Genomic DNA, 26,058 nt, shown 5'->3' with positions numbered 1-26,058 from the left:
GTGGTGGACTGCACGGCGTGGACAAGATCGGGGTCACCGCGCGCCGGGCGCGGCTCGTCGCACGTCATCGCCTGAGCGCGGGGACGCGTGCCGCAGGCGACCCGGCCGGGGTCGTCGAGGCGGCCCGCTCGGTGCTCGGGCTGCACGCCACCGACCCGGCGACGGTGCACCTCTCGGCCATGGCGCGCACCGACGGGGCAGCGGTCGCGGACGTCGAGCACGCCCTCTACACCGACCGCACCCTGGTGCGGATGCTCGGCATGCGGCGCACCGTCTGGGTGCTCGACCGGGAGACCGCGGCGCGGGTCCAGCACGGGTGCGCGCACACCGTCGCCGCCACCGCGCGCAGGCGGCTCGTCGGGCACCTCGCCGAGTCCGGGGTCGACGACGCCGCGTCGTGGCTGGCCGACGTCGAGGCCGAGACGCTCGCGGCGCTGCACGCCCGCGGCGAGGCGTTCGCCGCAGACCTGACCGCCGACGTCCCTCGGCTGCGCACCCGCATCGCGGCGACCGGCCAGAACGCGACGACGCGGGTGCTCCTGCAGCTGGCCGCCGACGGCCACATCGTCCGCGGACGCCCTCGCGGGTCGTGGACCTCCACGCAGTACCGCTGGTCGCCGACGGCGGCGTGGCTCGGCGGCGAGCTCACGCCGCTGCCCGTCGAGGAGGCACAGGCCGGGCTGGCGCGCCGGTGGCTCGCCGCGTTCGGGCCGGCACCGGTGAGCGACCTGCGCTGGTTCACCGGCTGGACCGCCCGCGAGACGACGCGGGCGCTGGCCGCGCTCGACACCGTCGAGGTCGACCTCGACGGGGTGCCCGGCCTGGTGCTCGCCGACGACCCCGTGGCCGACGACGAGCCGCCCGCCGAGGCCGTGCTGCTGCCGGCGCTGGACCCGACGCCGATGGGCTGGCAGTCGCGGGACTGGTTCCTCGGCCCGCACCGCGAGCGGCTCTTCGACCGCACGGGCAACATCGGCCCGACCGTGTGGTGGGCCGGGCGGGTCGTCGGCGGGTGGGCCCAGCGCGGCGCCGGCGGCGAGGTCGTCGTGCGCTGCCTGGAGGACGTGGGCGCCGAGGCCGCCGCGGCGATCGAGGCAGCGGCGCATCGCGTCGCGACGCAGCTCGCGGGCACCCGCGTCACGCCGCGGTTCCGCACGCCGCTGGAGAAGGAGCTGACCGAGGGCTGACGCTCCCGAGCACCCGACCCGAGGGCTTGTCCCGCGCGCGGCGTGCGGGCCATCCTGCTGTTCACGGCCTGCTCTGCACGACGGCCCTGCTCTCCACGACGCGCGGGAGGTGGCATGCCGACCTGGGACATCGCCGCGCGCCCGGTCGCCGAGCAGTTCGCGGTCTGGCACGAGGTCATCTGCCAGGCCTTCGTCCCGCTGACCCCCACCCGCACCGCCACCGACGTGCCGGGCTTCGCCGCCCGCGTCGAGACCCGCGGGCTGGGCGCGGTCAACCGCGCCCTGATCGACTCGCAGCCCCAGCTGACCGCGCACGGGCCGCGCGAGGTCGCCCGCTCCGACGGCGAGTACGTCTTCGTCAACCTGCAGCTCGCGGGCCGCTGCCACGTCCGGACCGGCGCGGTCGAGTCGACCGTCGGCCCGGGCCGGCTCGTCGTCCTCGACACCACGGAGCCCTACCACCTGGCATTCGACGAACCGTGGCGGATGCTGTCGTTCCGCGTCCCGCACCGCGCACTCGGCGGCAGGCCGCGGCAGGCGGGCCTCGGGCACGTCGTCGACGGCGCCACCGGGACCGGACTCGTGGTCTCGACGCTGATGCGCTCGCTGTGGCGGTGGCAGGAGACCGGGGCCGCGCCCGACGACCTGGAGCGGTCCTTCGCCTCGGTCGTGTCGGCGGCGATCGGCGGTCCGGTCGAGCAACCGGCGCGGGCCGGGCTGCGGGCCGCCGTCCTGCGGCACGTCGCGAGCCGGCTCGGCGACCCGGACCTGTCGGTGACCTCGGTGGCGCGCCGGTTCGCCGTCTCCCCACGGACGTTGCACGCGGCCTTCGCCGAGCACGAGACGACGTTCGCCGCCACCGTGCGCACCATGCGCCTCGAACGCTGCGCCCGCGCGCTCACCGACCCGGCCGAGCGGGGCACGATCACCGAGATCGCGGCCCGCTACGGCTACCGGGACCCGTCGGCCTTCAGCCGGGCGTTCCGCCGGGAGTACGGCACGGCACCACGCGACGCGCGCGGCTGAGCACGCACGTTCCGCCGCGCACGTTCTGCCGCGCAGGTTCTGCCGCGCACGTTCTGCACAGGGATCGCGCACGAACGGCCGGGACGGCGACCGCGTCGACGCCCGACAGTGGCGGGCGTCCGACCCGACCCGATCCGACCCCGGTCGGATCGTCGCAGCGCAGGAGCATCCCGTGGCCGTCTCCTTCTCCCTGTCCCCCGAGCAGCGCCGGCTCGTCGCGATCGCCCGTCGGTTCGCCGAGGAGGAGCTGCGCCCGCTCGCCGACGAGGTGCGCGCCGAGCCGGACCCGCTGCGCCGGGCGCTGCTGGCCCGTCCCACGTTCGAGAAGGCGGTCGGCGCCGGCTTCCTCAAGGGCCTGATTCCCGTGCCGTTCGGCGGCACGGCCGGCAGCGGGGTCGACGCGGCGATCCTCGTCGAGGAGTGGGCGGCGCAGAGCCCCGACTTCGTCATCTCGATGGCCGGGCCGCTGATCGCCCTGATGCCGGTCTACCAGGTCGGCACGCCCGAGCAGATCCGGCGCTTCGTCGCGCCCTTCCTCGCCGACTCCGGCGCACCGGTCGCGGCGATGGCCTTCTCCGAGCCCGACGGCAGCGTCAACTTCGACGCCCCGCCGCCCGCCGAGGGCATCCGCACCACCGCGGTCCTCGACGGCGACCAGTGGGTGGTCAACGGGCGCAAGCAGTGGGCCTCGCACCTGCCGGGCTGGGACGGCGACGGTCCCGACGTCATGACCATCGTCTGCCGCACCCCGGGCGGGGTGTCCCTCGTCGTGGCCGAGCGCGAGCACCTCGCCGGCCACATCGAGGTCGAGGAGTACCTGGACCTGCCCGGCCTCACCGGGTGCCTCACCGCCCGCATCGCCCTGCACGACGTCCGGGTCCCGCGCGAGAACCTGCTGGGGGCCGAGGGCCAGGGCGGCGAGCTGACGCGCAACGCGTTCTTCGCCAGCGGCGCCTCGATCGGCACGTTCGCCACGGCCGCGATGCGGCAGGCCTTCGCCGTCGCCCACCGGTTCGCGACGACGCAGACCCGTGGCGGCGGTGTCCCGATCATCGCCCACCAGTCCGTGGCCGACGTGTTCGCCGACGCCAAGGGCCGGATCGAGGCGGTCCGGCTGCTGTCGTGGCGGGCGCTCGACGCCGTCCTGTCCGGCGACCCGGCCGGGCCCGAGCTGGCCCTGCACTCCAAGGTGTTCGGCTCCGAGACCGCCGTCGACGTGATCAACGACCTGGTCAAGGTCGTCGGGGTGACCGCGTACGACCGGGCGTTCCCGCTGGTCCGCCACCTCAACGAGGCACTGGCCTACCCTGTCATCGAGGGCAGCAACATCGGGCTGCGCCGACGGCAGCTGCAGGCGATGCTCGCCGCCCCCGGCTACGACCCGCTCGCGGCGTCCGGCCTGGCCTGAGCTGCGCCGCCGGGCGCCGAAGGACCTCAGGAGGGCAGGCCGAGCAGCGCGGGGAGGTCGGCGACGGAGTCGACGATCGCGTCCGCGCCCGCGGCCCGCAGCGGCGCCGCGCGGTGCGCGCCGGTCAGCACGCCGACGGTCAGCCCGGCGCCCGCGCGGCGGCCCGCCGTCATCGCCGACGTCGCGTCCCCCGCGGTGACGACGCCGGACGGCTCGACCTCCGCCCGCGCAGCCGCGGTGAGCAGCATCGCCGGGTCCGGCAGTCCGCGGCCGTCGACATCGGCGGGGCAGACGAGCAGATCGGCGAGCTCGGTCCAGCCGAGGGCCTCGACCATCTCGGCGTGCAGCGCGGGCTCGAACCCGCTGCACAGGCACACCGACAGGCCCGCGTCGTGCAGCGCGGTCATCGCCGCGGTGGCGCCCGGGATCTCGCGCAGCACGCCGGCGCGCACCCGGCTGCGCAGCCGCGCGGCGAACGCCGAGTCGGCGTGCCGGGCCCGGTGCATGTCGCCGTCGAGCAGGTCGCCGAACACCGCGAGCGAGGCCCGGTCCATCGTCGCCTCGGCCTGCCGGCGCAGCGCGGGGAACCGCGGCCCCGCGCACGGCACCCGGACCGCCCCGAGCGCGGCAAGGACGGCGTCGAGCACCAGGCCGTCGTCGCACACCGTCGTCCCTGCCAGATCGAGCACCGCGAGCCGCAGCGTCACCGGCGCCCTCCCGCAGCCTCGGACCGCATCCGGGAAGCTCACCGGGCCGCGATGTCCGGCGCCCGACCCGGGGATGGCGCCCGGATGAACGACGGGCGTCCACCCGGCCCCGGCCCCGGCGGCTCCCGGACGGGGCCGCGGCACGGCCGGGACGCCGCGTACCGGCGGTGAGAAGTGTCACCGGCTGCGAGCGGTGGTGACGCGGGGGCCGGTCGTCACGCATCCTGGGTCGACCCGACACGCGCCGACACCACCCTGGGGGTACCCCTCCGAGATGGCGACGACCGACCAGCGCCTGCCCGACGCACCGCCGACGACCCGGCGGAGAGGGCTGCGGCCGCGGGCGCTGTGGCGGGAGCTGCGCTCGTGGCAGACCGTGCTGCTGCTGGTGGTCTGCCTGCTGGGCGGGCTGCCGACGGCGATCGCGCTGACCCCGGCGCAGGACGTCACGATCCTGGGCCAGCACGTCGAGCTGGGGGCCCGGGTGCCGACGCCGACGCTCTCGGGCCCGGCGCAGCTGGTGCAGATCGGCAACACCCGCCTCGACATCACCCCGCTGCAGGTGTGGGGCCCGATGCGGCCGCAGCTCACCCTCGGGCCCGTCCAGCGCAACGCCGCCGCGGCGGAGGTGCTCGATCCCGACCGCACCGCCGCCGCCCGCGCCCAGGCCACCGACACCCTCGTCGGCGGGTTCGTCCGCTGGTACGCCTTCGGCGCGCTCGGCATGGTCGGGCTGTGCCTGGCGATCTGCGCCGTCGCGGGCTGCGCGCGGATGCTCGCCCTGCTGCGCCGGCAGAGCCGGGCCCACGAGGGACACATCACCGTCGCCGAGCTGTGGCACCGCAGCGCCGGCACCGTCGGACGCACGACGGTGCTCGCGGTCGCCGTGTCGCTGCTGGCCTGGGGTGCGTGCGGCTGGTTCGCGTGGTCGGGCGCGACGCGCGGGCTGTCCGACGTCCGTTCGCTGACCCAGCTCGTCGGGTCCTACCACCTCTCGCCGTCACCGGTCGGGCCCGCGGTCTCCGGCTACACCGGCGCGGTCATCGGGGACTCGCGCGCCGCGCGGGTGGGCGGGCCGCCGGTCCCGGAGGCGACGTCGGACGACATCGCCTGCGAGCGCAGCGCCGACTCGCTGGCCGCCGAGCTCGGTGCGGTCACCGCGACGTCGGTGCGCAACCTGGCCTGTTCGGGCGCCACGATCGCGCAGGGCCTGCGCGGACCGCAGGCGCGCGGCCCGTCGTCGGTCCCCGCCCAGGTCAGCCTGCTCAAGCAGATGACCGGGCTGCGCTACGTCGTCGTCGAGATCGGGCCCAACGACCTGGGCTGGAGCGATTTCCTGACCTACTGCTACGGCGTCCCCGACTGCGCGGACCGGTTCACCGCGGGCGAGTTCGACTACCGGCTCGCCGCCTTCGACCGCGACTACGGCGACCTGCTGCAGGACCTCGCTGCGCTCCCCGACCGGCCACAGATCGTGATCATGACGTCGTACGACGTGTTCGCGCCCGGCACCGACCCCGGCGCCTGCCCGGACGGTCGCGGCCCGGCGGGCGTCCCGGGGCTCGACGCCGCCAAGACCGAGCTCATGCACGAGCGCAACCAGGCGCTCAACGACGTGCTGCGCGCCGGCGCGGCGAAGTACGACATGACGGTGGTCGACCCGCCACTCGAACCGCTGTGCAGCCCCGGCGCGGCCGACGGGCTCGGGCCCGACCTGCAGGGGCTCGCCGACCGCTACCCGTTCCACCCGACGGGCGTCGGGTCGCTGCGGGTGGCGGCGGCGACGGCGCGGCTGCTCGACCTCGACGAACGGCCGTCCTGACCGGCCGGCCGCGGGCTCAGCCCGCCGACTCCACCGTCCCGGCCGGCATCGCGTCGAGCCGCAGGTCGGGATAGCGGCGGCGCACCGACTCCAGCCGCCACGGGTGCGCGAACACCGCGAGCAACGCGCCGTCGGAACGCCGGGTGAAGACCTCGACCTCGCTCTGGCCCTGCAGCGTCGCCGCGCCCTCGGCGTCGGTGACCCTCGCGACGGAGTAGCCCAGCGGCTCCAGCGTGACCGGCGCGTGGAACTCCGACTCGAGCCGGTGCGTCGCGACCTCGAACTGCAGCGGACCGACGGCGGCGAGCACCGGCGCCTGGTCGCCGCGCAGGTCCGAACGCAGCACCTGGACCACGCCCTCGCCGTCGAGCTGGTCGATGCCCCGGCGGAACTGCTTGTGCTTGCCGGAGTCGGCGCTGCGCACGACCGCGAAGTGCTCCGGCGCGAAGCTCGGGATCGGTGGGAACTCGACGCGGGGCCCGTCGTGCAGGGTGTCCCCCGGGCGCAGCGCGCCCGCGTTCACCAGGCCGACGATGTCGCCGGGGTAGGCCTCGTCGAGCGTCGTCCGCTGCTGGCCGAAGACGGCCTGCGCGTACTTCGTGGCGAACGGCTTGCCCGTCGCGGCGTGGGTGAGCACCATGCCGCGTTCGAACCGTCCCGAGCAGACCCGCATGAACGCCATCCGGTCGCGGTGCGACGGGTCCATCCCGGCCTGCACCTTGAACACGAATCCGGAGAACGGCGCGTCGAGCGGGCGCGGCCGGCCGTCGACGTCGTCGCGCTCGCCGGGGCCGGGCGCCAGCGCGACGAGCGCGTCGAGGAGGCGGGCGACGCCGATGTTCGACAGCGCCGCGCCGAACAGCACCGGCGTCGCGGTGCCGGCGAGGAAGTCCTTCTCGTCGAACCCCGCGCCGATCTCGGTGAGCAGCGCGAGCTCGTCCTGCGCCGTCGACCAGGCGGCGCCCTCCTCGGCGGCCGCGCGCTCGGCGGGGACGTGCTCGGCCTCGGCCCGCGTCGCGCCGCCCGCCGTGCGGCGGAAGCGGGTGAAGTCACCCGTCGCGACCTCGACGAGGCCGCGCAGGTCGCCCGCGAACCCGACGGGCCAGGTCACCGGCATGGGCCGCAGCCCGATCCGCTGCTCCACCTCGTCGAGCAGCTCGAGCGCCTCGCGCCCCGGCCGGTCCCACTTGTTGACGAACGTCAGCACGGGGACGCCGCGGCTGCGGCAGACGTCGAAGAGCTTGAGGGTCTGCGGCTCGAGGCCCTTGGCCGCGTCGAGCAGCATCACCGCGGCGTCGACGGCCGCGAGCACCCGGTAGGTGTCCTCGGAGAAGTCGCCGTGGCCCGGGGTGTCGAGCAGGTTGATCACGGCGTCGCCGTAGGTGAACTCCAGCACCGCCGAGGTGATCGAGATGCCGCGCTTGCGCTCCATCTCCATCCAGTCCGACGTCACGCCGCGGCGCCCGGACTTGCCGTGCACCGCTCCCGCGGAGTCGATGACCTCCGCGTGCAGGGCGAGCGCCTCGGTGAGCGTCGACTTGCCCGCGTCGGGGTGGCTGATGACCGCGAAGGTCCGGCGGCGGGCGGCTTCGGCGAGGACTGGCGACGTGGGCTGGTCGGCGACGGCGGTCACCGGCGCACCGCCGCCGCGCGGTGCGGGCGGTGGACACAGGATGGGACCGGCACGCCGAGGACCTCCACGTCAGGGGTGTCGCCGGGGACGTCCCGGCGTGGTCCAGGGTACGTCCCCGGGGCTCCACCCCCGTGAGTGGCGTTGCCGGCCATGACACCGGCCGTGGCCGGTGACGCCGCGCCCGAGCTCTGGCCGCGGCCGCGCGGCCGCGGGGCGCGGCTCACGGCTGCGGGGTGACCGTTCCGGCGGCGCCGTCGACGCGGACCATCTGGCCGGTCCGCAGCCGGGTCGTCGCGCCGGGGACGCCGACGACCGCCGGGATGCCGTACTCCCTGGCGACGACGGCGCCGTGCGAGTTCGACCCGCCCATCTCCATCACGAGCGCGCCGGCGGTGAGGAACAGCGGCGTCCAGCCGGGGTCGGTCGAGGGCACGACGAGCACCTCGCCGGGCTGCACCGCAGCCTCGGCCGGGTCGAACACCACCCGGACCGGCGCGGTCACCGTGCCCGCCGACGCCGCGCTGCCGACGAGCGTGCCCGGCTCGGTCCCGCGACCGGGGGCGCGGACGGCCTCCGGCTCGGTGCCGTCGGCGAGCAGCACCCGCGGCACGTGCCGGCGGCGCAGCTCGCGGTCGTGGTCGGCCCGCCTGCGGGCGACGAGGTCGCGCTGGTCGACGCCACCGAGGGCCGCGGCCGTCTCGGCGAGGTCGAGCAGGTGGACGTCGTCGGCGACGGCGAGCAGTCCGCGCCCGGCCAGGTCGGCCCCGACGTGCCCGAGGTGTGCCCGGACCGCGGCGAGCAGCCGCACGAGCAGGTCCTTGTGCTCCTCGCGCAGCCCGGCCAGGGCCCGCGCCCGGCGCAACCCGAACCCGACGAGCGCCGCCCGTACCCGCGACCGGCGCCGGAGCCGGGTCACGACGCGGGCCAGCGCCGCCTCCGCGGCCCGGGCACCCCGCGCGAACTGGACGTCGGGGGCCGTGCCGGGACGCTCCTCCACCGGCAGTCGCAGGTACCCGGCGAGGACCGCGAGCACCGGCGCCGGGTCGTCGGACCAGCGCGGGGCACCGACGTCGATCTCGGCCGCCGCCCGGTGCCCGTGCTCGGCGAGGAAGGCGCCCAGGCCGCCCTGCAGCCGCCCGGGCAGCTCTCCGCGGCCGAACGCCGCGGCCAGTGCGGCCGGCTCCCGGTCGCGCAGCGCCGCGACCGACGCCGGATCGTCGCGCAACGTCGCGGCGAGGGCCCACAGCCGCAGGTCCATCTCGGTGGTGACGTTGTGCGGCAAGGACCGCAGCACCTCGTGGACGTCGGCGGCAGGCAGGTCGCCACGGGCGAGCAGCCGGGCCAGCCCGAGGCCGACGAAGCCGGCGCCCGCGACGGGCGCGACCGTCGGCAGGATCGGGAAGACGCTGTCGAGGAGGCGTTCGGCGCGGCGCAGGTGGTCGCCGGGGGCGAGCGCCGGGTCGACGACGCACAGCGGCGCGACCCGCGCGCGGACCCGTTGCACGTGTGCGAGCGCGGAGCGGGGCCGGACGAGCGCGACGAGCATCCTGGGCGGGACCCGGAACCGCACCGCGATGCGGGCGACGCCGCGCAGGAACGGCAGCCAGCTGCGGCGTCCCGCCGGCGCCCCGAGCAGGTGCGCGGGGTCGCCGTCGCCGGCGATCAGCTCGCGCAGGACGACGGCCGAGCGCGCCTCCATCACGTCGAGGATGCGGGGCAGCAGGACACGGCCGGGCGCGGTGCGCAGCGGCGTCGTGACGTCGGCGAAGGGGCGCCCGCCCGCGACGACGAGCCCGCGCGGGCCGACGTCGGGGTCGGCGGGCGGGCGGCCGGTCATCCCGGCGACCGCGGCCGTGGCGATCCGCCGGGCCGCGGCGATCCCCATCGGCGTCATGGGCCGCACGAGGCCCTGCGCGAGGCTGATGCAGAAGTAGACGTGCCCCGCCTCGACCGGCTCGGGCAGCGGGAACAGCGTCGTGATGGGGCGCGACTGGGTGAGCCACGCGCCGCCGGCGGCGTCGATGGCCCACTCCAGGTCCTGCGGGGCACCGAAGTGCGCCTGTGCCCGCTCTCCCAGCGCGACCAGCTCCTTCACCTGGGCGTCGGTCAGGCAGCGGCCGCGCTCGGCCCCGTGCGGCACCCGCACGGTGCCGCCGCCGGCCACGGCACGGACCGCGGTGCCCGCGCGGCCGACGTGATAGTCGAGAACCCGGCCCCGGGGATCGGCGACGACGTGATCGGGGTCGACGGCGCCCGACACGACCGACTCCCCGAGCCCGGGAGCCGCGTCGAGGACGGTGCGCGACCGGCTGCCGGTCAGCGGGTCGGCGGTGAACATCACCCCGGCGGCCGCGGCGTCGACCATGCGTTGCACCACGACGGCGATCGCGACCCCGGCCGGGTCGACGCCCGCGGTGGCGCGGTAGGCCACCGCGCGGTCGGTGAACAGCGAGGCCCAGCACCGCCGGACGGAATCGACGACCGCGTCGGCACCGACGACGTTCAGGTAGGTGTCCTGCTGGCCCGCGAAGCTCGACTCGGGCAGGTCCTCGGCGGTGGCCGACGACCGGACGGCGACGGGCACGTCGTCACCGAGCGCGGCGTAGGCACCGCGGACGGCGGCGGCGACCGCCGCGGGGACGGGAGCGGTCAGGACCTGCGCCCGCGCCGCGGCCGGGTCGATGCCCGCCGCGGCGGTGGCCGTGTCGGCCGTCGCCAGGCGGTACGCGGCGGTGGTGACGCAGAACCCGCCGGGCACCGGCAGCCCCGCGGCGAGGAGCTCGCCGAGGTTGGCCGCCTTGCCCCCGGCGACCGGCAGCGCCGCCCGGTCCAGGCTCGCGAGATCGACGGCGAGTGCGCGATCGATGCTGGTGAGGGCGACCATCCAGGAACGGTAGCGCCGCGGCGCACCGATCTCAACGTCTGATGAATAGTTGCGTCGATCGGGGTCACGCCCGGACGGCGGCGCCGGCGCCGAGCGGGTAGTCGGGCAGGTCGATGGCGTCGGCACGGGCGAAGATCCGCGCGACGAGCGGGCGCACCGGCCAACGCGTCATCCAGCGCATCGACGCCCGGCTCAGCGCGATCCGCGCGCGGGTGCGCGGGGCGAAGCCGTCGGTGCCCCCGGGCGGCAGCTCCTGCGCCTGGTCCACATAGGCGCGCATCCGCTGCTCGTACCCCTCGAAGGCACGGACGTGGTCCCCACCCGCGGCCGCCAGCTCGCCCGCGAGCACGTAGCCCCCGACGAGCGCGAGGCTCGTGCCGAGCCCGGTCAGCGGCGACGGGCAGAACGCCGCGTCGCCCAGCAGCGCGACGCGCCCGCGCGCCCACGACGTCATCCTCACCTGGCCGATGCTCTCGACGTAGAAGTCACGACTGGCGGCCATGTCGTCGAGGACCTGCGGGCCGAGCCATCCCGCGTCGGCCAGCGCGGCGCGCAACACCGCGAGCTGGCGCTCGCGCGGGAGCCGGTGCAGCGGCTCGGCGGTGTGCGTCGCGACCATCGCCTTCGCCTGCCCGGGTACCCGGTCCGGGCGCAGCGCGACCACGCCGCCCGGCACGTGGTGCATGCCGAACCAGTCGTCCAGCCCGCCGTGGTCGGGAACGGTGAAGAACGCCATGGCGAGCCCGAGGGGGTGCACGAACTCGTCCTCGGGGCCGAACGCGAGGCCACGGACCCCGGAGTGCAGGCCGTCGGCGCCGACCACCAGGCCGAACCGCCGCCGCGTCCCGCTCGCGAGCTCGACGTCCACGCCGTCGGCGTCCTGGGTCAGCGAGACGATCCGGTCCCGGAAGAGGTACTCGACGTCGTCGCGGGTGGCGGTGTGCAGCACCTCGGCCAGGTCGCCGCGCAGCACCTCGATCTCGGCGACGATCCCCTCGCCGCCGAACGCCTCGGCCGGGACCTCGGCGAGATGGCGGCCGTCGCGGTCGACGTAGACGAGCCCGCGCTCGTGCACCTGCACCGCGCGCACCGCGTCGAGCAGCCCCATCCGTTCGACGACCGTCCGGCCCGCGCCGCGCAGGTCGACCGTCTGACCACCCGGCCGCAGCACGGGCGCGCGCTCGACGATCGTGACCCGATGGCCCGCGCGGCGCAGCCAGTAGGCCAGCGCCGGGCCCGCGATGCTCGCCCCGGAGATGAGGACATCCGTCTTCTCGTGCACCGTACGCTCCTTGGTCGTCCCCGCCGTCGGTCGGCCTGGGTGATACGGACCGTACGGCGTACAGAGCGCACTCCTCAAGGATTTCTTGCTGGAAAACGGCGTCGCACTAGTGCACTATGTCAACGACCTGCGGCGGCGCCCCGCGTCCTGCACCGCACTAGTGCACCAGGAGGCCCGGATGACGGCGTCGGCATCGGAACGCATCGCCGCGACACTGCGCGAGCGCATCCGCAGCGGCGAGCTGCCTCCCGGCGCCCGGGTGCCGTCGACGCGCGAGATCGTCCGCCGGCACGGCGTCGCGATGGCGACCGCGACGAAGGTCCTCACCACGCTGCGCCGCGAGGGCCTCGTCGACACCCGGCCGGGCGTGGGCACCGTGGTCGCGGGCACCGGAGTCGTGGGCACCGCGGCCGTGGGCACCGCAGCCGTGGACACGGTGATCACCGGGGCGGCAACACCCACTGCCCGACCGCCGTCGCACGCGACCCGGGCGAGCGACGGAACCCTCGACCGCGCCACGCTCGTCGCGGCGGCGGTCGCGATCGCCGACGCCGAGGGCCTGTCCGGACTGTCGATGCGCCGGGTCGCGGCGGCGCTCGGCGTCGCGACGATGTCGCTGTACCGCCACGTCGCCGACAAGGACGACCTCGTCCTGCAGATGCTCGACTCGGCGCTCGGCGAGATGACCGTCCCGACGACGCGGCCCCGCGACCTGCGCGCCGGCCTCGAGACGGGCGCGCGACTGATCTGGCGGACGTTCCGCCGGCACCCCTGGGTGGCTCCGGCGATGTCGCTCACCAGACCGCAGCCCATCGCCAACGGGCTGCGCTACGCGGAGTGGCTGCTGGGGATCCTCGACGAGCACGGTGTCGACGCGGCGACGGCGTTCAGCACACACCTCATGCTCTTCAATCTCGCACGCGGCATCGCGATCAACCTCGAACCGGAGCGGGAGGCGCAGGCGGAGACGGGCATGGACAACGAGGAGTGGATGGACGCCAACGAGGGCGTGCTACGGGCGATCCTCTCTCCCGGCGCCCACCCCCGGTTCGAGCGGATCCTCGAAAGCGGCTACGACCTCGACCTCGACGCGTTGTTCGAGTTCGGGCTGCAGTGCGTGCTCGACGGGCTCGTCCCGGCGCTGGAGCCGTAGGCCCCCCGGGTCAGCTCTCGCGCAGTGGGGTGGCGCGGCGGCGGCGGCCCTCGTCGGAGTCGAGCTGCTGCTGGACCGAGCGCAACGAGTTGCCGAGGCGGCGCATCGAGTCCGGGCTCAGCGACCCCACGACGAAGGCCTCCTCGGCCCCGAAGCGCGGGAACAGCTTGTCGACGAGCGCGCCGCCCTCCGACGTCAGCTCGACCAGCACCAACCTGCCCTCGGACTCGTGCCCGCGGCGCGTGAGCAACCCGCGGCGTTCGAGCGTCGAGAGCACCCCGCTGAGAGTGCTGCGGTTCACCCCGACCTCGTCGGCGAGGTAGCGCGTCTGCATCTCGCCGAAGAGCCACAGCACCCACAGGACGAGGAAACCCGTCCAGGTGAGCTCGCTGTCCTTGAGGACGCCCTGCTCGAGATGGTGGCGGATGCGCATCGCGACGCGCTGGATCGCCGCGATGGTCGTCATCGCGGCGACGGTCTCCGCCGGGATCTCGCGTTCGCTGAGGATGTCGGCCGCGGATCTGTCGACAGGCGGTTCCCCCGCGAGCGCGGGTCCCGTCCTGACCTCCGACCCGGGCCGCGCCCGCCGCTGTGAAGAACTGCCTGCCATGCCCGGATAATAACCATGAAACGCATGCCGAGCGTCGGGCCGGGGGGCATCGGGCACCGTTTCGTGACTGGCGGCTCAGCGCAGGTCGAGCGACGATCTCGACGCTGCGGTAATCCGCCGACACCGGCGGATTCTCCAGAATGGACTGAACGGTCGTCCAGCTATTATCGTGCGCGTGACGAGCCGTGCCCGCAGCGTCACTGCGGACACGAACGGCCACCGAGTCGCGGCGAACGACCACTCTGCGTGAGCACGCGCCGTACCGCACGGTCCACTCTCGCCGGCCGCTGCCGATCGTCGGCACCGCCCGCACCCCGGTCGTCGGACTGCCGGGCACGGCCGGGGAGCAGTGCCGGATCGGTGACGTGGACCGGCGCGGACGGCTGAATCCGGACGCGGCGACGGCCGAATGGTCCAGCGACCGCTGCGACGGGCCACTGTGGTCAGCTCGTGCAGACCCGGGCGCCCGTCCCCGTCGCCCTCCGCGACCACCGGATGCGCCGGCGACGCCACCGACCGGGTCACGGATGCGCTGAGCATTCGTGCAGGATCACACCGGCCGGGGCCTCCCGCGCCGCCGGGGGACGGATCCCATGCACGCAAGATCACGACGGCGGAAATCAGTTCCGCCGACGGCGATGTCGCTCTTGGTAGCGCCGGAATTACGATTTCGCAGGGGATTTCGCAGCCGGCCCCGCGAACCTGTGAAAAACATTAGCGGGACAGAACCAGGTCCGGAGCGGCTTCGTCGAGCGGCCGGGGCGGCGGTTCGCCGGCCGGACGGACGTAACCTCGCCGGGTGCCGTTCCCACCCGCCCTGAAGGACCGCTTCTTCGACGCCGTGCTGTTCGACATGGACGGCACGTTGATCGACTCCACGCCCGCCGTCGCCCGCTCGTGGGCGACCTGGGCGGTCGAGCACGACGTCGCGCCCCGCGCGCTGGTGAACAGCCACGGCCGCCCGGCCGTCGAGATCATCGCCGACGTCCTGCCGGCCGGGCGTGTCCCCGCGGCGCTCGACCGCATCGTCGCGCTCGAGCTCGCCGACACCGACGGCGTCGTCCCCCTCCCCGGAGCGGTCGAGGCCCTGCGCGCCTGTTCCCGCGCCGCGATCGTCACCTCCTGCACCCGTGCGCTCGCGCGGGCGCGCATCGCCGCGGCCGGGCTGCCCGCCCCGGCCGTCGTCGTCACGGCCGACGACGTCACCGCCGGCAAGCCCGACCCCGAGCCGTTCCTGCTGGCCGCGGAGCACCTGCAGGTCGTGGCCGCGCGCTGCCTCGTCGTCGAGGACGCGCCGGCCGGCCTGGCGGCGGCACGCGCGGCCGGGATGGCGACGCTCGCCGTCGCCGGCACCCACGCCCTGGCCGATCTCGACGCCGACGCCGGCGTGCCCGACCTGTCGCACGTGCGCTTCGCGTCGGGCCCGACCGGGATCCGGGTCGCCGCCTGAACCGCCGGCACCCGTCCTGACCGGCACGGGGACCGGTGTCGGCCCGCCCACGCGGCCGTGGTGCAATCGCAGGGATGCTCCCCAGACTCCGACCCGGCCCCGCGGCCGTCGGGGCGACAGCGCTGGCCTCGGCCGCGGTCGCCGTCGGCGGTCTCATCGTCGCCGCGTCGGTGTCCTCCCCCGCCCCGCAGGAGGCGATGCCCGCCGCCGCGGCCGTGGCCCCTGTCGACCCGACCCCGACCTCCCCGCCGAGCGTCGAGCCCGCCCTCGCCGCAGCGCCCGTGACACGGCCGCCGGCCACGTCGGAGGAGCCGGCGCCCGCCCGGCACGACGGGCCGGTACTCGTCGTCGGGGACTCGATCTCGCTCGGCAGCACCGCGGCGCTCAAGGCCGCGCTGGGCGCGGACACCACCGTCGACGCGGAGGTCGGCCGGCAGTTCGCCACCGGTGTGCCGAAGGTGAGAGCGTGGGCGGCGCGCAACCCCGGCCCGATCGTCGTCGACCTCGGCGCCAACGGCACCGTCTCCGCCGCCGACGTCGATGCCGTCCTCGATGCCGCGGGCGACCGGCCCGTCGTGCTCGTCGGCACCTGCGTCCCACGGGTGTGGCAGAACAGCAACAACGCGATCCTCGAGGCCGCCGCCGCCGCGAGGGCCGGGTCGCACGTCGTGTTCCTCGACTGGGCGTCGGTCGTACGGTCCGCGGGCGCCGGGATCCTCGGCACCGACCACGTCCACCCGACGCCCGCGGGGCGGACCGTCCTGGCGACGGCGATCCGCGACGCCCTCGCCCGCGCCGCCTGAGACCCCGCTCTTCCGACGGCGGCCGCCGCCACGGGCGCCGGTCCGCACGACGGCCGCCGCCTCAGGCCCGGTCTCGGCAGGCCCGGGAGATCGCGTCCCACCCAGCCGCGCCACGCCCAGCCGCGTCACCCCCAGCCACGTCACCCCCAGCCGCGTCAGGCCTGGTGCTCATGCCACGCCCGGTCAATCGCCTCACGCCCAGTCGATCGCGTCGAACAGCGCGCGGAGGCGCTGCGCCCGAGCCGGGCTGCCCGTCGCGACCCACCCGATGCGGCCCAGCAGGTGCGCACGGAAGTCGGGATGCCCGTCGCGGTTCTGCCGGGCCGGGCCGGTGCGGGCGCAGTTGTGCAGCAGGGCGCGCAACGCGTCGTACTCGTGGCGGGGCACCCGCGGCGCGCTGTTGACGACGAGCCCGACCACCCGCTGGCGATGGTGTGCGGGCATCACCCTGGTCTTCGCGGGCCGGACGTCGAACCCTTCGTCGGCGGCGATTTCCCGCGCCCGGCGCAGCAGCCCCTGCACGGGCAGCGGGCCGTCGCCGGACAGGACCAGGTCGTCGGCGTAGCGGCCGTAGCGCGCGCCGGCGGCCGCGGCGAGCGCCGAGAGCCGCCGGTCCAGTCCGTGGGCGAGGACGTTGGCGACGGCCGGTGACGTCGGCGCGCCCTGCGGGAGGTGCGGTGCGCGCAACCGGTCCCGGACGGCGTCGGCCGGTCGCTCGGGTGCGCGGCGCAGCACCGCGGCGGGTGTCGACGTCACCAGCAGCCCTGCCAGGGCCCCGGCCACCGCGGCCGGGTAGCCCGCCGCCCCGAGGAGCCCCGCGATGCGCGCCGGGCCGATCCGGCTGAAGAAGCCCTCGACGTCCAGCCGCAGCACCCACTGCCGCCCGCTGTGCTCGCGCGCGAGCGTGAGCGGCGACCGGCCCGCGACGAAACCGTGCGCCGCGTCGTGCACCGGGATGTGCGCCAGCACCCGGCGCCCCACCCGACGCTGCAGCTCCGCCAGCCGCGGCGCGGGGGTCTCGATCAGCCGCTGCCCGTGCCAGCGTCTGCGGTAGTGCGCGAGCCGCGGCGACGCCGACCGGTCGAGCCAGCCGCCGGGGTCGGCGAACCAGTCCAGCTCGCCGGCACGCAGGTCGAGGCCGGCGGCGAGGGCCTCGACGTCCTCCCACGGCTGCACGGGCCAGCGCCGGCGCGGCGGCGGCAGCGGGTCGAGCACGATCCGCTGCCCGAGCGACGCGCCGATCCCGGCGACGATCGCCGCGTGGGTGTCGCGGGGCGCCACGGGCCAGCGCTCCAGCAGCCGCGCGACGAGCTCGGGTGCCGCGTCGGCGCCGACCTCGCCCGCGACCGCCGCGGTGAGGGCGTCCGCCCGCCACGGCACCCGGAGGACGGCGACGAGCACCGCCTCGGGGTCGGGCCGGCGTCGCCTCATGGGAGCGCCCTGGTGATGCGGCGGGGCACGGTCGACCTGGGTTCCTGTCCGCCGCGCGCAGACTCACGCGGGAGCAGTGACCACGCGCGCGGGACGCCGAGTCCCGCTGAGAAGGTGCACCCCGGGGTTGCCCCGGAGCCGCGGTCCGCGCCGTGGTGGCCGAGACCACCACACCGGACCGCCGACTCGTCCGCCCCCCGCCGCATCGCGATCACCGTAGCGCGCCGACCGGCCACCGAGCCGGTTCCTGTCCCGCCGGGATCGGCACCCGACGGACGGCCCCGCCCCGATCTTCTCGGCACGTCCGCCACAACCCCGGCAACGCGGGTCAACGGACCGCTCGTGGCCCGCGCAGGATCGTCCGGTGCGTGTCGGCGGCATCTCAGGCGTCGGCGAACATCCTCGCGGACGGCGACCGGGTTGCTGGGGCACGGAACCGGATCGGAGCCCGCGGTGGGCGGCTCCGTGGTCGGCGGCCGCGGTCGATCCATCGGGGTGGGCGGAACTCGGGCAGCCCGTCGCGCAGCCGCACGTCCCATCCGCCGTGATGGACGAGGCGATGGCACGCCCGGCAGAGCATCGCGCAGTTGTCGATCGAGGTGGGGCCGCCTGACTCCCACGGGACCACATGATGGATCTCGCACCACGAGGGCGGGCGTCCGCAGCGGGCGCAGCCGCGGTCGCGAGCGGCGATGGCGCGGCGCAGCCCATCGGGGATGACGCGGCGGGCGCGTCCGACGTCGAGTGGCTGGCCCGCGCCGCCGAGGACGACGGGTACGACGCGGGCGTCGCAGCAGAGCAGCCGCAGCTGCTCGGGTGAGAGGGGCCCGCCGAGGTCGAGGCACGCGGCACGGGCCCTGTTCTCCAGGTCCTCGAGCCTGACCGCCACGGTCAGGTGGGGGCGTTCGCCGCCTCGGGCGGGGACGTCGCCGTGGTCGAGGACGAACGCGCAGACGTCGGCGAGTGCCTCCGCCTTGCGCTGCGCGTCGGGCCGGTCGTCGTCGGCGGTGGCCGGGCGGGCATGGGCGTCGAGGACGGTGACGATCGCGTCGTACATCGTGGGGTCGTCGATGCGAGCCTTGAGCCTGCCGCCGGCGCCGTCGGGGTTGCGGGTGAGGAGCAGCTCGTTCACGGGGACCGGTGGACGGTCGTCGGGCTCCGGACCGTCCTGGTCCAGCGTCTCGACGAGCGCCGTCGCCCAGGCGTGCAGGTCGGCAGCACTGTAGTCGCCCGCCTTCGCCGCCAGCTGGGCTTCCGCGGCGGCCCACACGTCCGGGGGCAGCCGGCGGGCTGCGGGGCCGTCGAGCACGCGGGCGACGATCTCGACGTGCCGCGCCGAGCACATCCCGGCGGCGAACACCGCGGCGGTCGCGGAGAGCCGGGCAGGCAACCGGGCACCGTCGAGGCCGGTCCGCTCCACGGCCTGCTCGGCCACCGCGAGCCGGCGGCGGGCCTCGGAACGCTCCCAGCCCAGCAGATCGGCCAACGCGGTGACGGCGGAACGGTAGCCGCGCTCGGCGAACATGCCGCGCCGCTGCAGGTCGGCGATCGCGGCCACCGAGACTCGTTCCAGGACCCGCACCGCCGCTTCGCACATCGTGAGGACGGACAACAACTCGTCGGCATCGGTGCCCGGCGTGGATGCCATGGTCAGCTCGACGGTCGCCTCCTGGAGGAGACGGTGCGCAGCGACGAGCGGTGCCGAGGGCATGATCCGATGCTACTCGAACAGAAGTTCGAGTAGGATCCGTTCGGCGCAGGTCAGCGGGCCGTTCGGCGATCGTGCAGGTGGTGGGCCGGGGCAACGCCCTCGTCGAGCAGCAGGCCGCTTCCGGTTCCCAGGACGTCGGTCACCGCGGCGCGCCACAGCGCGGTGCAGGGTCCGGTGGGACGACCTCCGCTGCGCACCACCCTCGCTCGACGCCACCGCGCGCGGGCGTCCCGAGCACCCCGCCACAGCGGGCGTCGACCATCGCGCCCCGTTCCTCGTGCCGCTGCCGTCGTGGCGGCCGGCTGTGCGGCCGGGGCTCCTCGCGCCGGCACCGGGAGACGCATCCACCATCAACCCTCGCCGCCGGAGGTCGTCGCCGCGAGCACGCGCTTCGCCGGGACGTCGGTCGGGCCGTACCGTGGGCAACGGGCTCCGGCTGGTCCCGAGTCGGCGCGGCCGGGTACCGCAGCAGCTCCCCTCGACACTGCTGGCCGCCCCTCCGGCTCGACGCGGCGCGCGCCCCGGCACGAGACGACGACCAGCACCGGCCGGACGAGGTCGCGGTCGAACAGGGCGGACGAGCCGGTCTGTAAGCCGGATCCTGTTCCCGGGCACCTTGCGGTGCTCCGTTCGGCGACCATCCATCTCGATCCGCCGTCGCCGGCGGATTCTTGCGGCCTACCCGCAGACTCGGACGGGCCGCCCTCGAACGTCTGCGCAGCTCCCGCAGGCGGGAGCCTCTTGGCCTTGCTCCGGGTGGGGTTTACCGAGCCACCCCGGTCACCCGGGGTGCTGGTGGTCTCTTACACCACCGTTTCACCCTTACCGCCGGCTCGCGCCGACGGCGGTCTGTTCTCTGTGGCACTGTCCCGCGGGTCGCCCCGGGTTGCCGTTGACAACCACCCTGCCCTGCGGAGTCCGGACTTTCCTCGGCGACGACCCGGAGGTCGTCGACGCGGCCGCCCGACCGACTCGTCCGCACCGCCGATGTTACGGGCACCCCTCACCGCGCGAGCACGACGGGGTCGACCCGGCGGGAACCGTTAACGCGGATTAACGTCTGCCCGTGCTGCAGGTGACGCCCGGCGGGCTGACGTTCCTTCTCGTCGCCGGTCTGGTGGCCGGCGCGGTCAACGCCGTCGCAGGGGGTGGCTCGCTGCTGGTCTTCCCCGCCCTGCTGGCGGTCGGGCTGCCACCGCTCAACGCGAACGTCACCAACTCGATCGCGCAATGGCCGGGCTACCTCGGCAACGTGGCAGGTCAGCGCCGCGAGCTCGTCGGGCAGGGCCGCCGGATCGTGTTGACGTCGGCCGTCGCGGTCGTCGGTGCGGCAGTCGGATGTGTCCTGTTGCTCCTGCTGCCCCAGTCGGTGTTCGACGCCGTCGTCCCGATCCTCGTGCTGCTGGCCAGCGTCGTCATGGCGCTCGGGCCGTGGCTCAAGAGGAAGATCGGCAGCCCCGAGGAGGGCGCGGGCGACCGGATGGGCGTGCTGCTGCCCGCGGTCTTCCTCGCGGCCGTCTACGGCGGCTACTTCGGCGGGGCGCTCGGCGTCATCCTGATCTCGACGTTGTCGCTGCTCGCGCACGACAGGCTCGTGCGGCTCAACGCGCTCAAGGGCCTGCTGTCACTGGTCGTCGCGACCGTGACGGTCCTCGTCTTCTCGCTGCGCGCGCCGGTCGACTGGCTGGCGGTCGCGCTGCTGGCGCCGACGACGCTGGTCGGCGGCTTCCTCGGCGCCCGTGTCGCGCGGCGGCTGCCGGAGAACGTGCTGCGCTGGTGCGTCGTGCTGCTGGGCGTGGCCGTCGGCATCTGGCTGCTCGTCGAGCAATGAGTCCGGCGGTGGGTGCGGCCGCGTCGGCGGCACTGCTCGTCGTCGTGCTGGTCGTCGCCGCGGTGCGCCCGCGTGGCCTGCCCGAGGCGGTCGCGGCCGTCCCGGCGGCGGGGGTCGTCGTCGCGACGGGGCTGCTGCCGCTGCCGGCCGCGCAGAGCGAGGTGAGCGCGCTCGGGCCGACGGTCGGGTTCCTCGCGGCGATCCTGCTGCTCGGACGGCTCGCCGACGCGGAGGGGGTCTTCGACTGGCTCGGCGCCCGACTGGGCGCGGGCGCGCACGGACGGCCCGTCCGGCTGCTGGGGGTGGTGTTCGTCGCGGCCTCGGCGACGACGGTCGTCCTCAGCCTGGACGCGACCGTCGTGCTGCTGACGCCGGTCGTGCTGCTGACCGCGCGCCGGCTCGGCATCCGGGCCCGGCCGCACGCCTACGCGTGCGGGCACCTGTCGAACTCGGCGTCACTGCTGCTTCCGGTGTCGAACCTGACCAACCTGCTCGCGTTCGGTGCCACGGGCCTGTCGTTCCTGGGCTTCGCCGGGCTGATGGCGCTGCCGTGGCTGGTCGCGATCGGCGTCGAGTACGTCGTCCTGCGCGTGTTCTTCCGCGCCGACCTCGTTCCCGCCGACCCCGTTCCCGCCGACCCCGTTGCCGCCGACGTCGCTCATGCCGACCTCGTTCCCGCCGACCCGCCGACGCGCGTGACCGGCCCGGGCGCCGCCACGGACCCCGCGGTCGGCGGTCCCGGTGCCGCGGGCCCGGCGGCCGGACCCGCGGCGACACCCCGCTTCGCGCTCGTCGTGCTCGGGCTGACGCTGGCCGGGTTCGCGGTGTCGTCCACGATCGGGATCGAGCCGGTGTGGGTCGCCGCCGCCGGCGCGGTCGTGCTGGCCGTGCGGGCGCTGTCCGACCGGCGCATCGACCTCGCCGGTGTCGTCCGCGCGATCGACCCGTTGTTCTGCCTGTTCGTGCTGGCGCTCGGGATCGTCGTCGCGGCGGTCGGCGCCCACGGGCTGACCGACCTGCTGCGCGCGGTCGTCCCGGCGCCACAGGGCCCGGACCTGCTCGCGTTGCTGGCCGTCGCCGGGATCGCCGCGGTGCTGGCCAACGTCGTCAACAACCTGCCTGCGACGCTGGTGCTGCTCGACGTCGTCGCGACCGCCGCCCCGGACGCGCGGACCGGCCTCGTCCTCGCCGTGCTGCTCGGGGTGAACATCGGCCCGAACCTGACGTTCGTCGGTTCGCTCGCGACGCTGCTGTGGCGGCAGGTCCTCGGCGGGCGCGGCGTCCGGGTCGGGGTCGGCGAGTTCACCCGGCTCGGCGCTGTCTCCGTGCCGCTGGGCCTGGCCGCGGCGACCTGCGCGCTGTGGGTGGGCCTGCGCCTGACGGGCGGCTGAGACCGGAGCCCGGGCGCGTCCCTCAGGCGGGGTGGTGCGAGGTGTCGTTCACGAGGCGGACCGACGCGCCGCCGTCGGGATAGAAGTCCGCGATCGAGAGCGACGCGGTGTCCAGGTGCAGCCGGTAGAGGATCGACGACCCCGCGGCCAGCGCCTGCTGCAGCAACAGCTTGATCGGCGTCACGTGGCTGACGACGACGATCGTCTCGCCCGGGTGGGCCGCGAGGATCGCGTCGCGCTCGGCGGCGACCCGCTCCCCGACCTCGGCGAAGCTCTCCCCGCCGGGCGGCGCGACGTCCTGGCTACCCCGCCAGCGCGCGTGCAGCTCGGGGTCGCGGTCGCGGGCCTCGGCGAAGGTCAGCCCGTCCCACTCCCCGAAGTTCGTCTCGATCAGTCCGTCGCGCACGACGAGCGGCACGCCCGTCGCGTCGGCCACCGCCTGCGCGGTCTGCCGGGTGCGCCGCAACGGGGAGGTCAGCACCGCGGTGATCGACCCGTCCGTCGCGAGCCGCGCCGCCGCGCCGGCCGCCTGCCGCAGCCCGAGCTCGGTCAGCTCGGGGTCGCCCTGGCCGGAGTATCGCCGTTCGACCGACAACGCCGTCTGGCCGTGGCGCAGCAACAGCAGCCGGGTGGGCGACCCGACCTGACCGGTCCACGTCGCGCTCGCCGGCTGCTGCCGGGCGCCGGCCGCGGAGTCGGTCGCGCTCACAGGCCGGACTCCGCTGTGCGGACCAGGATCGCGCCGCACTCCTCACAGGGCACGACGTCGTCGGCCGCGGCGGCGCGCAGCTGCCCGATGAACGTGCGGTCGAGCTCCAGACGGCATGCGCCGCAACGACGTTCGCGCAGCAGCCCGGCGCCGACCTTGCCCTGGGACCGGCGCGCCTCGTAGGCGGCGAGCAGGTCCGCCGCGCCCATCTGCGCGACGACCTCGGTGCGGGCGCGCTCCCGCCCGGCCTCGGCGGCCGCGATGTCCGCGAGCGCGGAGTCGCGGCGGGCACCGACGTCGGCGAGCGTCTGCTCCGCGCGGGCGAGGTCGCCACGGGCGTGGTCGAGGTCGATCCCCACGGCCTCGCGCTGTTCCATCACCTCGAGCTGCTCGTCCTCGAGCACACCCTGACGACGTGCGAGCGTCTCGAGCTCGTGCTGCAGGTCGGAGGCCTGCTTGGCCCCGATCCCGGCGCCGGCGAGCAGCTGCTGGTCGCGGACGGTACGGGCGCGGACGGCCTCGACGTCGCGCTCGAGCCTGCGGATGTCGCGGTCCAGGTCGCCCGCCGACGTCTCGACCTCGACGAGCTTGTCCTTGGCGCTCCGCACGGCGGTCTCGGCCTGCGCGTGCTCGGCGTCCTCGGGCAGGCTGCGACGACGGTGGGCGAGCCTGGCCAGCTCGGCGTCGACCTCGGCGAGATCGAGCAGGCGCCGCTGGTCAGCCGGGTCGGCCTTCATGAGGGGTTCCTTCCGATGGTCCACGGGTCGGTCCGCAGCCGCGAGACGTGGACGTCGACGCTACCCCCCAGCGCGGCGCGCACGACGCCCGCCGCCTGCTCGCACCAGGGCCACTCCGAGGCCCAGTGCGCGACGTCGACGAGCGCCGGCCGGGGCGCGCGGGGGCCGGTGCCGGCGAGCACGTGTTCCGACGCCGGGTGGTGGCGCAGGTCGGCCGTCACGTAGGCGTCGACGTCCGCCGCGGCGACCGCCTCCAGCGCGGAGTCGCCCGCTCCCCCGCAGACCGCGACCCGGCGCACGAGGCGGTCGGGGTCGCCGGCCGCACGCACCCCCCAGGCGGTCGAGGGCAGTCCCGCGGCGACACGGTCCGCGAAGGCCGACAACGGTTCCGCCTCGTCGAGCAGCCCGATCCGGCCCAGGCCCGTCGTCGACGGCAGGGCCGCCAGCTCGAACACGTCGTACGCCGGCTCCTCGTACGGATGCGAGGCCAGCAGGGCGGCGACGACGTCGGCCCGGCGGTGCCGCGGCAGCACCATCTCCAGGCGGGTCTCGGCGACCCGCTCGAGCCTGCCGACGGCGCCGATCGTCGGGTTCGCGCCCTCGTGCGGGAGGAACTGCCCCGTGCCGGCCGTCGCGAAGGAGCAGTGGCTGTAGTCCCCGATCTCCCCCGCTCCGGCCTGCGACAGCGCCTCGTGCACCGTCGCCAGCACCGGTCCCGTCGGGACGAACGCGACGATCTTGTCCAGGGCCGGGCCCGCCGCGGGCTGCAGCGGCCCCGTGACGGTCAGCCCGATCGCGGCGGCGAGCGCGTCGGACACGCCCGGGTCGGCACTGTCGGCGTTGGTGTGCGCGGTGAACAGGCCGGCGCCGCCGCGGATCAGCTTGTGCAGCAACGCCCCCTTGGGGGTGTCGGCGCCGACGCCGTGCACGCCGCGCAGCAGCAGCGGATGGTGGGTCACCAGGAGGTCGGCACCGGCCTGCAGGGCCTCCTCGACCGTCTCGACGACGGGGTCGACCGCGACGTGCACCCGGGCGACGGCGTCGTCCGGGTCCCCGCAGACGAGCCCGACGGCGTCCCAGTCGGCCGCCAGCCGCGGCGGGTACGCGGCCTCGAGCGCGGCGACGACGTCGCGCAGCCGGACGCTCACGCGGCCACCGCCCCGGCCCGCAGGGCGTCGGCCAGCGCGCGGGTGAACGCCGCCGCCACCTGCGGTCCGCGCACCGCCACTCGGATGTGGTCGGGCCCGAGTCCGGGGAAGGTGTCGCCGCGGCGGACGGCGAACCCGTTGGCGCGCAAGCGCTCCCGGACGTCGACGCCGGTTCCGGGGGGAAGCGTGAGCAGGAGGTAGGGCGCGACGCCGTCCTGGACCCGGACGCCCGGCAGGGCCCCGAGCGCGGCGGCCTGGTCGGCGCGCAACCGCGCGAGCCGCCGGGCGGCCTCCGCCGACTCGGCGACGGCGCTCGGCTCCACGCAGGCCCGCACCGCGGCCAGCACCAGCGTCCCGACGGGCCAGTGCGGCCGGCCGGCCCCGAGGCGGCCGAGCAGCTCGGGGGCGCCGAGCGCGTACCCGGCCCGCAGCCCGGCGAGCGCCCACGTCTTGGTGAGGCTGCGCAGCACCAGCAGGCCCGGCACGTCGGCGGCGTCCGCGAGCGACTCCGGCTCCCCCGGGACGGCGTCGGCGAACGCCTCGTCGACGACGAGCACCCGGCCCGGCCTGGCGAGCGTCCGCAGGGTGGCGCGCGGGTGCAGGACCCCGGTGGGGTTGGTCGGGTTGCCGACGACGACCAGGTCCGCGTCGGCGGGGACGGCGTGCGGGTCGAGGCGGTGCCCGTCGGCCTGGTCGGTGAGCACCCGGGTGACGGGGACTCCCGCGTCGCGCAGCACCGCCTCGGGCTCGGTGAACCCCGGGTGCACGACGACCGCGTGCCGTGGGGCGAGCCGCGGGAGGAGGGCGAACCCCTCCGCGCTGCCGTTGAGCACCAGCACCTCGTCGGCGGACCGGCCGTGCCGGCGCGCCACGGCCTCCCGGGCGGCGGCGTCGTCGGCGGCCGACGGGTAGGCGGCGAGGTCGTCGAGCGCGGCGGCGAGCCGGGCGCGCAGCCACGGCGGCGGCGCCTCACCCAGGACGTTCACCGCGAGGTCGACCAGGCCGGGTCCGACCTCGACGTCGCCGTGGTGACGCAACGGGTCGCGATCGCCGTCCTGGGCACCGGTCTGGTCCGGGCCGGGCTCTCCCACCATGGCTGCACCCTACGGTGATCGGCTCGCGCCCGGACCGAGCC

20 protein-coding genes and 1 other RNA gene are annotated in these 26,058 nt (G+C 75.8%); 9 read left to right on the top strand and 12 right to left on the bottom strand.

Annotated features, from left to right (window positions below; genetic code table 11):
* Positions 1-17: 17 nt before the first annotated feature.
* The 3 genes from PSD17_RS14580 (at position 18) to PSD17_RS14570 (ending at position 3,621) form a co-directional block, all read left to right on the top strand.
* Complete coding sequence (locus tag PSD17_RS14580) at positions 18-1,187, top strand: winged helix DNA-binding domain-containing protein (protein ID WP_013675073.1); 1,170 nt, start codon at positions 18-20, stop codon at positions 1,185-1,187.
* 114 nt (positions 1,188-1,301) lie between these two features.
* On the top strand, positions 1,302-2,213 hold the full coding sequence (locus PSD17_RS14575) for an AraC-like ligand-binding domain-containing protein (protein WP_013675072.1): 912 nt from the start codon (positions 1,302-1,304) through the stop codon (positions 2,211-2,213).
* A 172-nt stretch (positions 2,214-2,385) separates the two neighbouring features.
* A complete protein-coding gene (locus PSD17_RS14570; RefSeq protein WP_013675071.1) occupies positions 2,386-3,621 on the top strand; it encodes an acyl-CoA dehydrogenase family protein in 1,236 nt (411 codons plus the stop codon).
* Positions 3,622-3,647: 26 nt separating this feature from the next.
* On the opposite strand, the gene PSD17_RS14565 is transcribed toward PSD17_RS14570, so the two are convergent.
* Entirely contained in the window at positions 3,648-4,328 is a 681-nt protein-coding gene (locus PSD17_RS14565; RefSeq protein WP_339122955.1) for an HAD family hydrolase, read from the bottom strand.
* 274 nt (positions 4,329-4,602) lie between these two features.
* Between PSD17_RS14565 and PSD17_RS14560 the strand changes: the two genes are divergently transcribed.
* On the top strand, positions 4,603-6,150 hold the full coding sequence (locus PSD17_RS14560; protein ID WP_013675069.1) for a GDSL-type esterase/lipase family protein: 1,548 nt from the start codon (positions 4,603-4,605) through the stop codon (positions 6,148-6,150).
* Positions 6,151-6,166: 16 nt separating this feature from the next.
* Here PSD17_RS14560 and PSD17_RS14555 read toward each other — a convergent pair whose 3' ends face one another.
* The 3 genes from PSD17_RS14555 to PSD17_RS14545 all read right to left on the bottom strand — a co-directional run bounded on the left by PSD17_RS14555 (position 6,167) and on the right by PSD17_RS14545 (position 11,949).
* Positions 6,167-7,783: a peptide chain release factor 3 gene (locus PSD17_RS14555; protein ID WP_103383568.1), complete on the bottom strand. Its 1,617-nt coding sequence runs from the start codon at positions 7,781-7,783 to the stop codon at positions 6,167-6,169.
* A gap of 220 nt (positions 7,784-8,003) precedes the next feature.
* Positions 8,004-10,667: a PEP/pyruvate-binding domain-containing protein gene (locus tag PSD17_RS14550; protein ID WP_339122954.1), complete on the bottom strand. Its 2,664-nt coding sequence runs from the start codon at positions 10,665-10,667 to the stop codon at positions 8,004-8,006.
* Positions 10,668-10,731: 64 nt separating this feature from the next.
* A complete protein-coding gene (locus tag PSD17_RS14545; RefSeq protein WP_339122953.1) occupies positions 10,732-11,949 on the bottom strand; it encodes an FAD-dependent monooxygenase in 1,218 nt (405 codons plus the stop codon).
* 178 nt (positions 11,950-12,127) lie between these two features.
* Between PSD17_RS14545 and PSD17_RS14540 the strand changes: the two genes are divergently transcribed.
* On the top strand, positions 12,128-13,102 hold the full coding sequence (locus PSD17_RS14540) for a TetR/AcrR family transcriptional regulator C-terminal domain-containing protein (RefSeq protein WP_339122952.1): 975 nt from the start codon (positions 12,128-12,130) through the stop codon (positions 13,100-13,102).
* 10 nt (positions 13,103-13,112) lie between these two features.
* Here the strand turns inward: PSD17_RS14540 and PSD17_RS14535 are convergent, their stop codons facing one another.
* Positions 13,113-13,568: a MarR family winged helix-turn-helix transcriptional regulator gene (locus PSD17_RS14535; protein WP_158511313.1), complete on the bottom strand. Its 456-nt coding sequence runs from the start codon at positions 13,566-13,568 to the stop codon at positions 13,113-13,115.
* A 943-nt stretch (positions 13,569-14,511) separates the two neighbouring features.
* On the opposite strand from PSD17_RS14535, the gene PSD17_RS14530 reads away from it, so the two are divergent.
* The gene (locus PSD17_RS14530) at positions 14,512-15,162 is read left to right on the top strand and encodes an HAD-IA family hydrolase (RefSeq protein WP_013675063.1); all 651 of its coding nucleotides are present in this window, start codon (positions 14,512-14,514) and stop codon (positions 15,160-15,162) included.
* Positions 15,163-15,236: 74 nt separating this feature from the next.
* A complete protein-coding gene (locus PSD17_RS14525; RefSeq protein ID WP_339122951.1) occupies positions 15,237-15,965 on the top strand; it encodes a hypothetical protein in 729 nt (242 codons plus the stop codon).
* Between the two features lie 192 nt (positions 15,966-16,157).
* Here the strand turns inward: PSD17_RS14525 and PSD17_RS14520 are convergent, their stop codons facing one another.
* From PSD17_RS14520 to rnpB, 3 genes are all read right to left on the bottom strand, one after another.
* Positions 16,158-17,396 (bottom strand): reverse transcriptase family protein, encoded by a 1,239-nt coding sequence (locus PSD17_RS14520; RefSeq protein ID WP_339122950.1) that lies wholly within the window; start codon positions 17,394-17,396, stop codon positions 16,158-16,160.
* A gap of 382 nt (positions 17,397-17,778) precedes the next feature.
* The gene (locus PSD17_RS14515) at positions 17,779-19,107 is read right to left on the bottom strand and encodes an HNH endonuclease (protein WP_339122949.1); all 1,329 of its coding nucleotides are present in this window, start codon (positions 19,105-19,107) and stop codon (positions 17,779-17,781) included.
* 574 nt (positions 19,108-19,681) lie between these two features.
* An RNA gene (gene rnpB / locus PSD17_RS14510) (RNase P RNA component class A) lies at positions 19,682-20,082 on the bottom strand.
* A 91-nt stretch (positions 20,083-20,173) separates the two neighbouring features.
* Between rnpB and PSD17_RS14505 the strand changes: the two genes are divergently transcribed.
* Together PSD17_RS14505 and PSD17_RS14500 are read left to right on the top strand one after the other, a co-directional pair.
* Positions 20,174-20,938: a sulfite exporter TauE/SafE family protein gene (locus PSD17_RS14505; RefSeq protein ID WP_013675059.1), complete on the top strand. Its 765-nt coding sequence runs from the start codon at positions 20,174-20,176 to the stop codon at positions 20,936-20,938.
* Positions 20,935-22,329 (top strand): ArsB/NhaD family transporter, encoded by a 1,395-nt coding sequence (locus PSD17_RS14500; RefSeq protein WP_339122948.1) that lies wholly within the window; start codon positions 20,935-20,937, stop codon positions 22,327-22,329. The genes PSD17_RS14505 and PSD17_RS14500 overlap by 4 nt, the downstream gene beginning before the upstream one ends.
* Positions 22,330-22,351: 22 nt before the next feature.
* Here the strand turns inward: PSD17_RS14500 and PSD17_RS14495 are convergent, their stop codons facing one another.
* From PSD17_RS14495 to cobC, 4 genes are read right to left on the bottom strand one after another with little or no spacing between them, the layout of a single operon-like run.
* Positions 22,352-23,038, bottom strand: a complete 687-nt coding sequence (locus tag PSD17_RS14495) for a histidine phosphatase family protein (RefSeq protein WP_013675057.1) — start codon at positions 23,036-23,038, stop codon at positions 22,352-22,354.
* Positions 23,035-23,775, bottom strand: coding sequence for a zinc ribbon domain-containing protein (locus PSD17_RS14490; protein ID WP_103384191.1), 741 nt, complete (start codon positions 23,773-23,775; stop codon positions 23,035-23,037). Before PSD17_RS14490 ends, PSD17_RS14495 begins: the two co-directional genes overlap by 4 nt.
* A complete protein-coding gene (locus PSD17_RS14485) occupies positions 23,772-24,923 on the bottom strand; it encodes a Nif3-like dinuclear metal center hexameric protein (RefSeq protein ID WP_339122947.1) in 1,152 nt (383 codons plus the stop codon). Before PSD17_RS14485 ends, PSD17_RS14490 begins: the two co-directional genes overlap by 4 nt.
* On the bottom strand, positions 24,920-26,017 hold the full coding sequence (gene cobC / locus PSD17_RS14480; RefSeq protein WP_013675054.1) for an Rv2231c family pyridoxal phosphate-dependent protein CobC: 1,098 nt from the start codon (positions 26,015-26,017) through the stop codon (positions 24,920-24,922). Before cobC ends, PSD17_RS14485 begins: the two co-directional genes overlap by 4 nt.
* Positions 26,018-26,058: the final 41 nt, after the last annotated feature.

It is taken from the genome of Pseudonocardia sp. D17 (assembly GCF_036984265.1).
Lineage (GTDB): Bacteria > Actinomycetota > Actinomycetes > Mycobacteriales > Pseudonocardiaceae > Pseudonocardia > Pseudonocardia benzenivorans.
The sequence above is the reverse complement of the archived record's forward strand: the minus strand, read 5'-3'. Positions and strand labels throughout refer to the sequence as shown.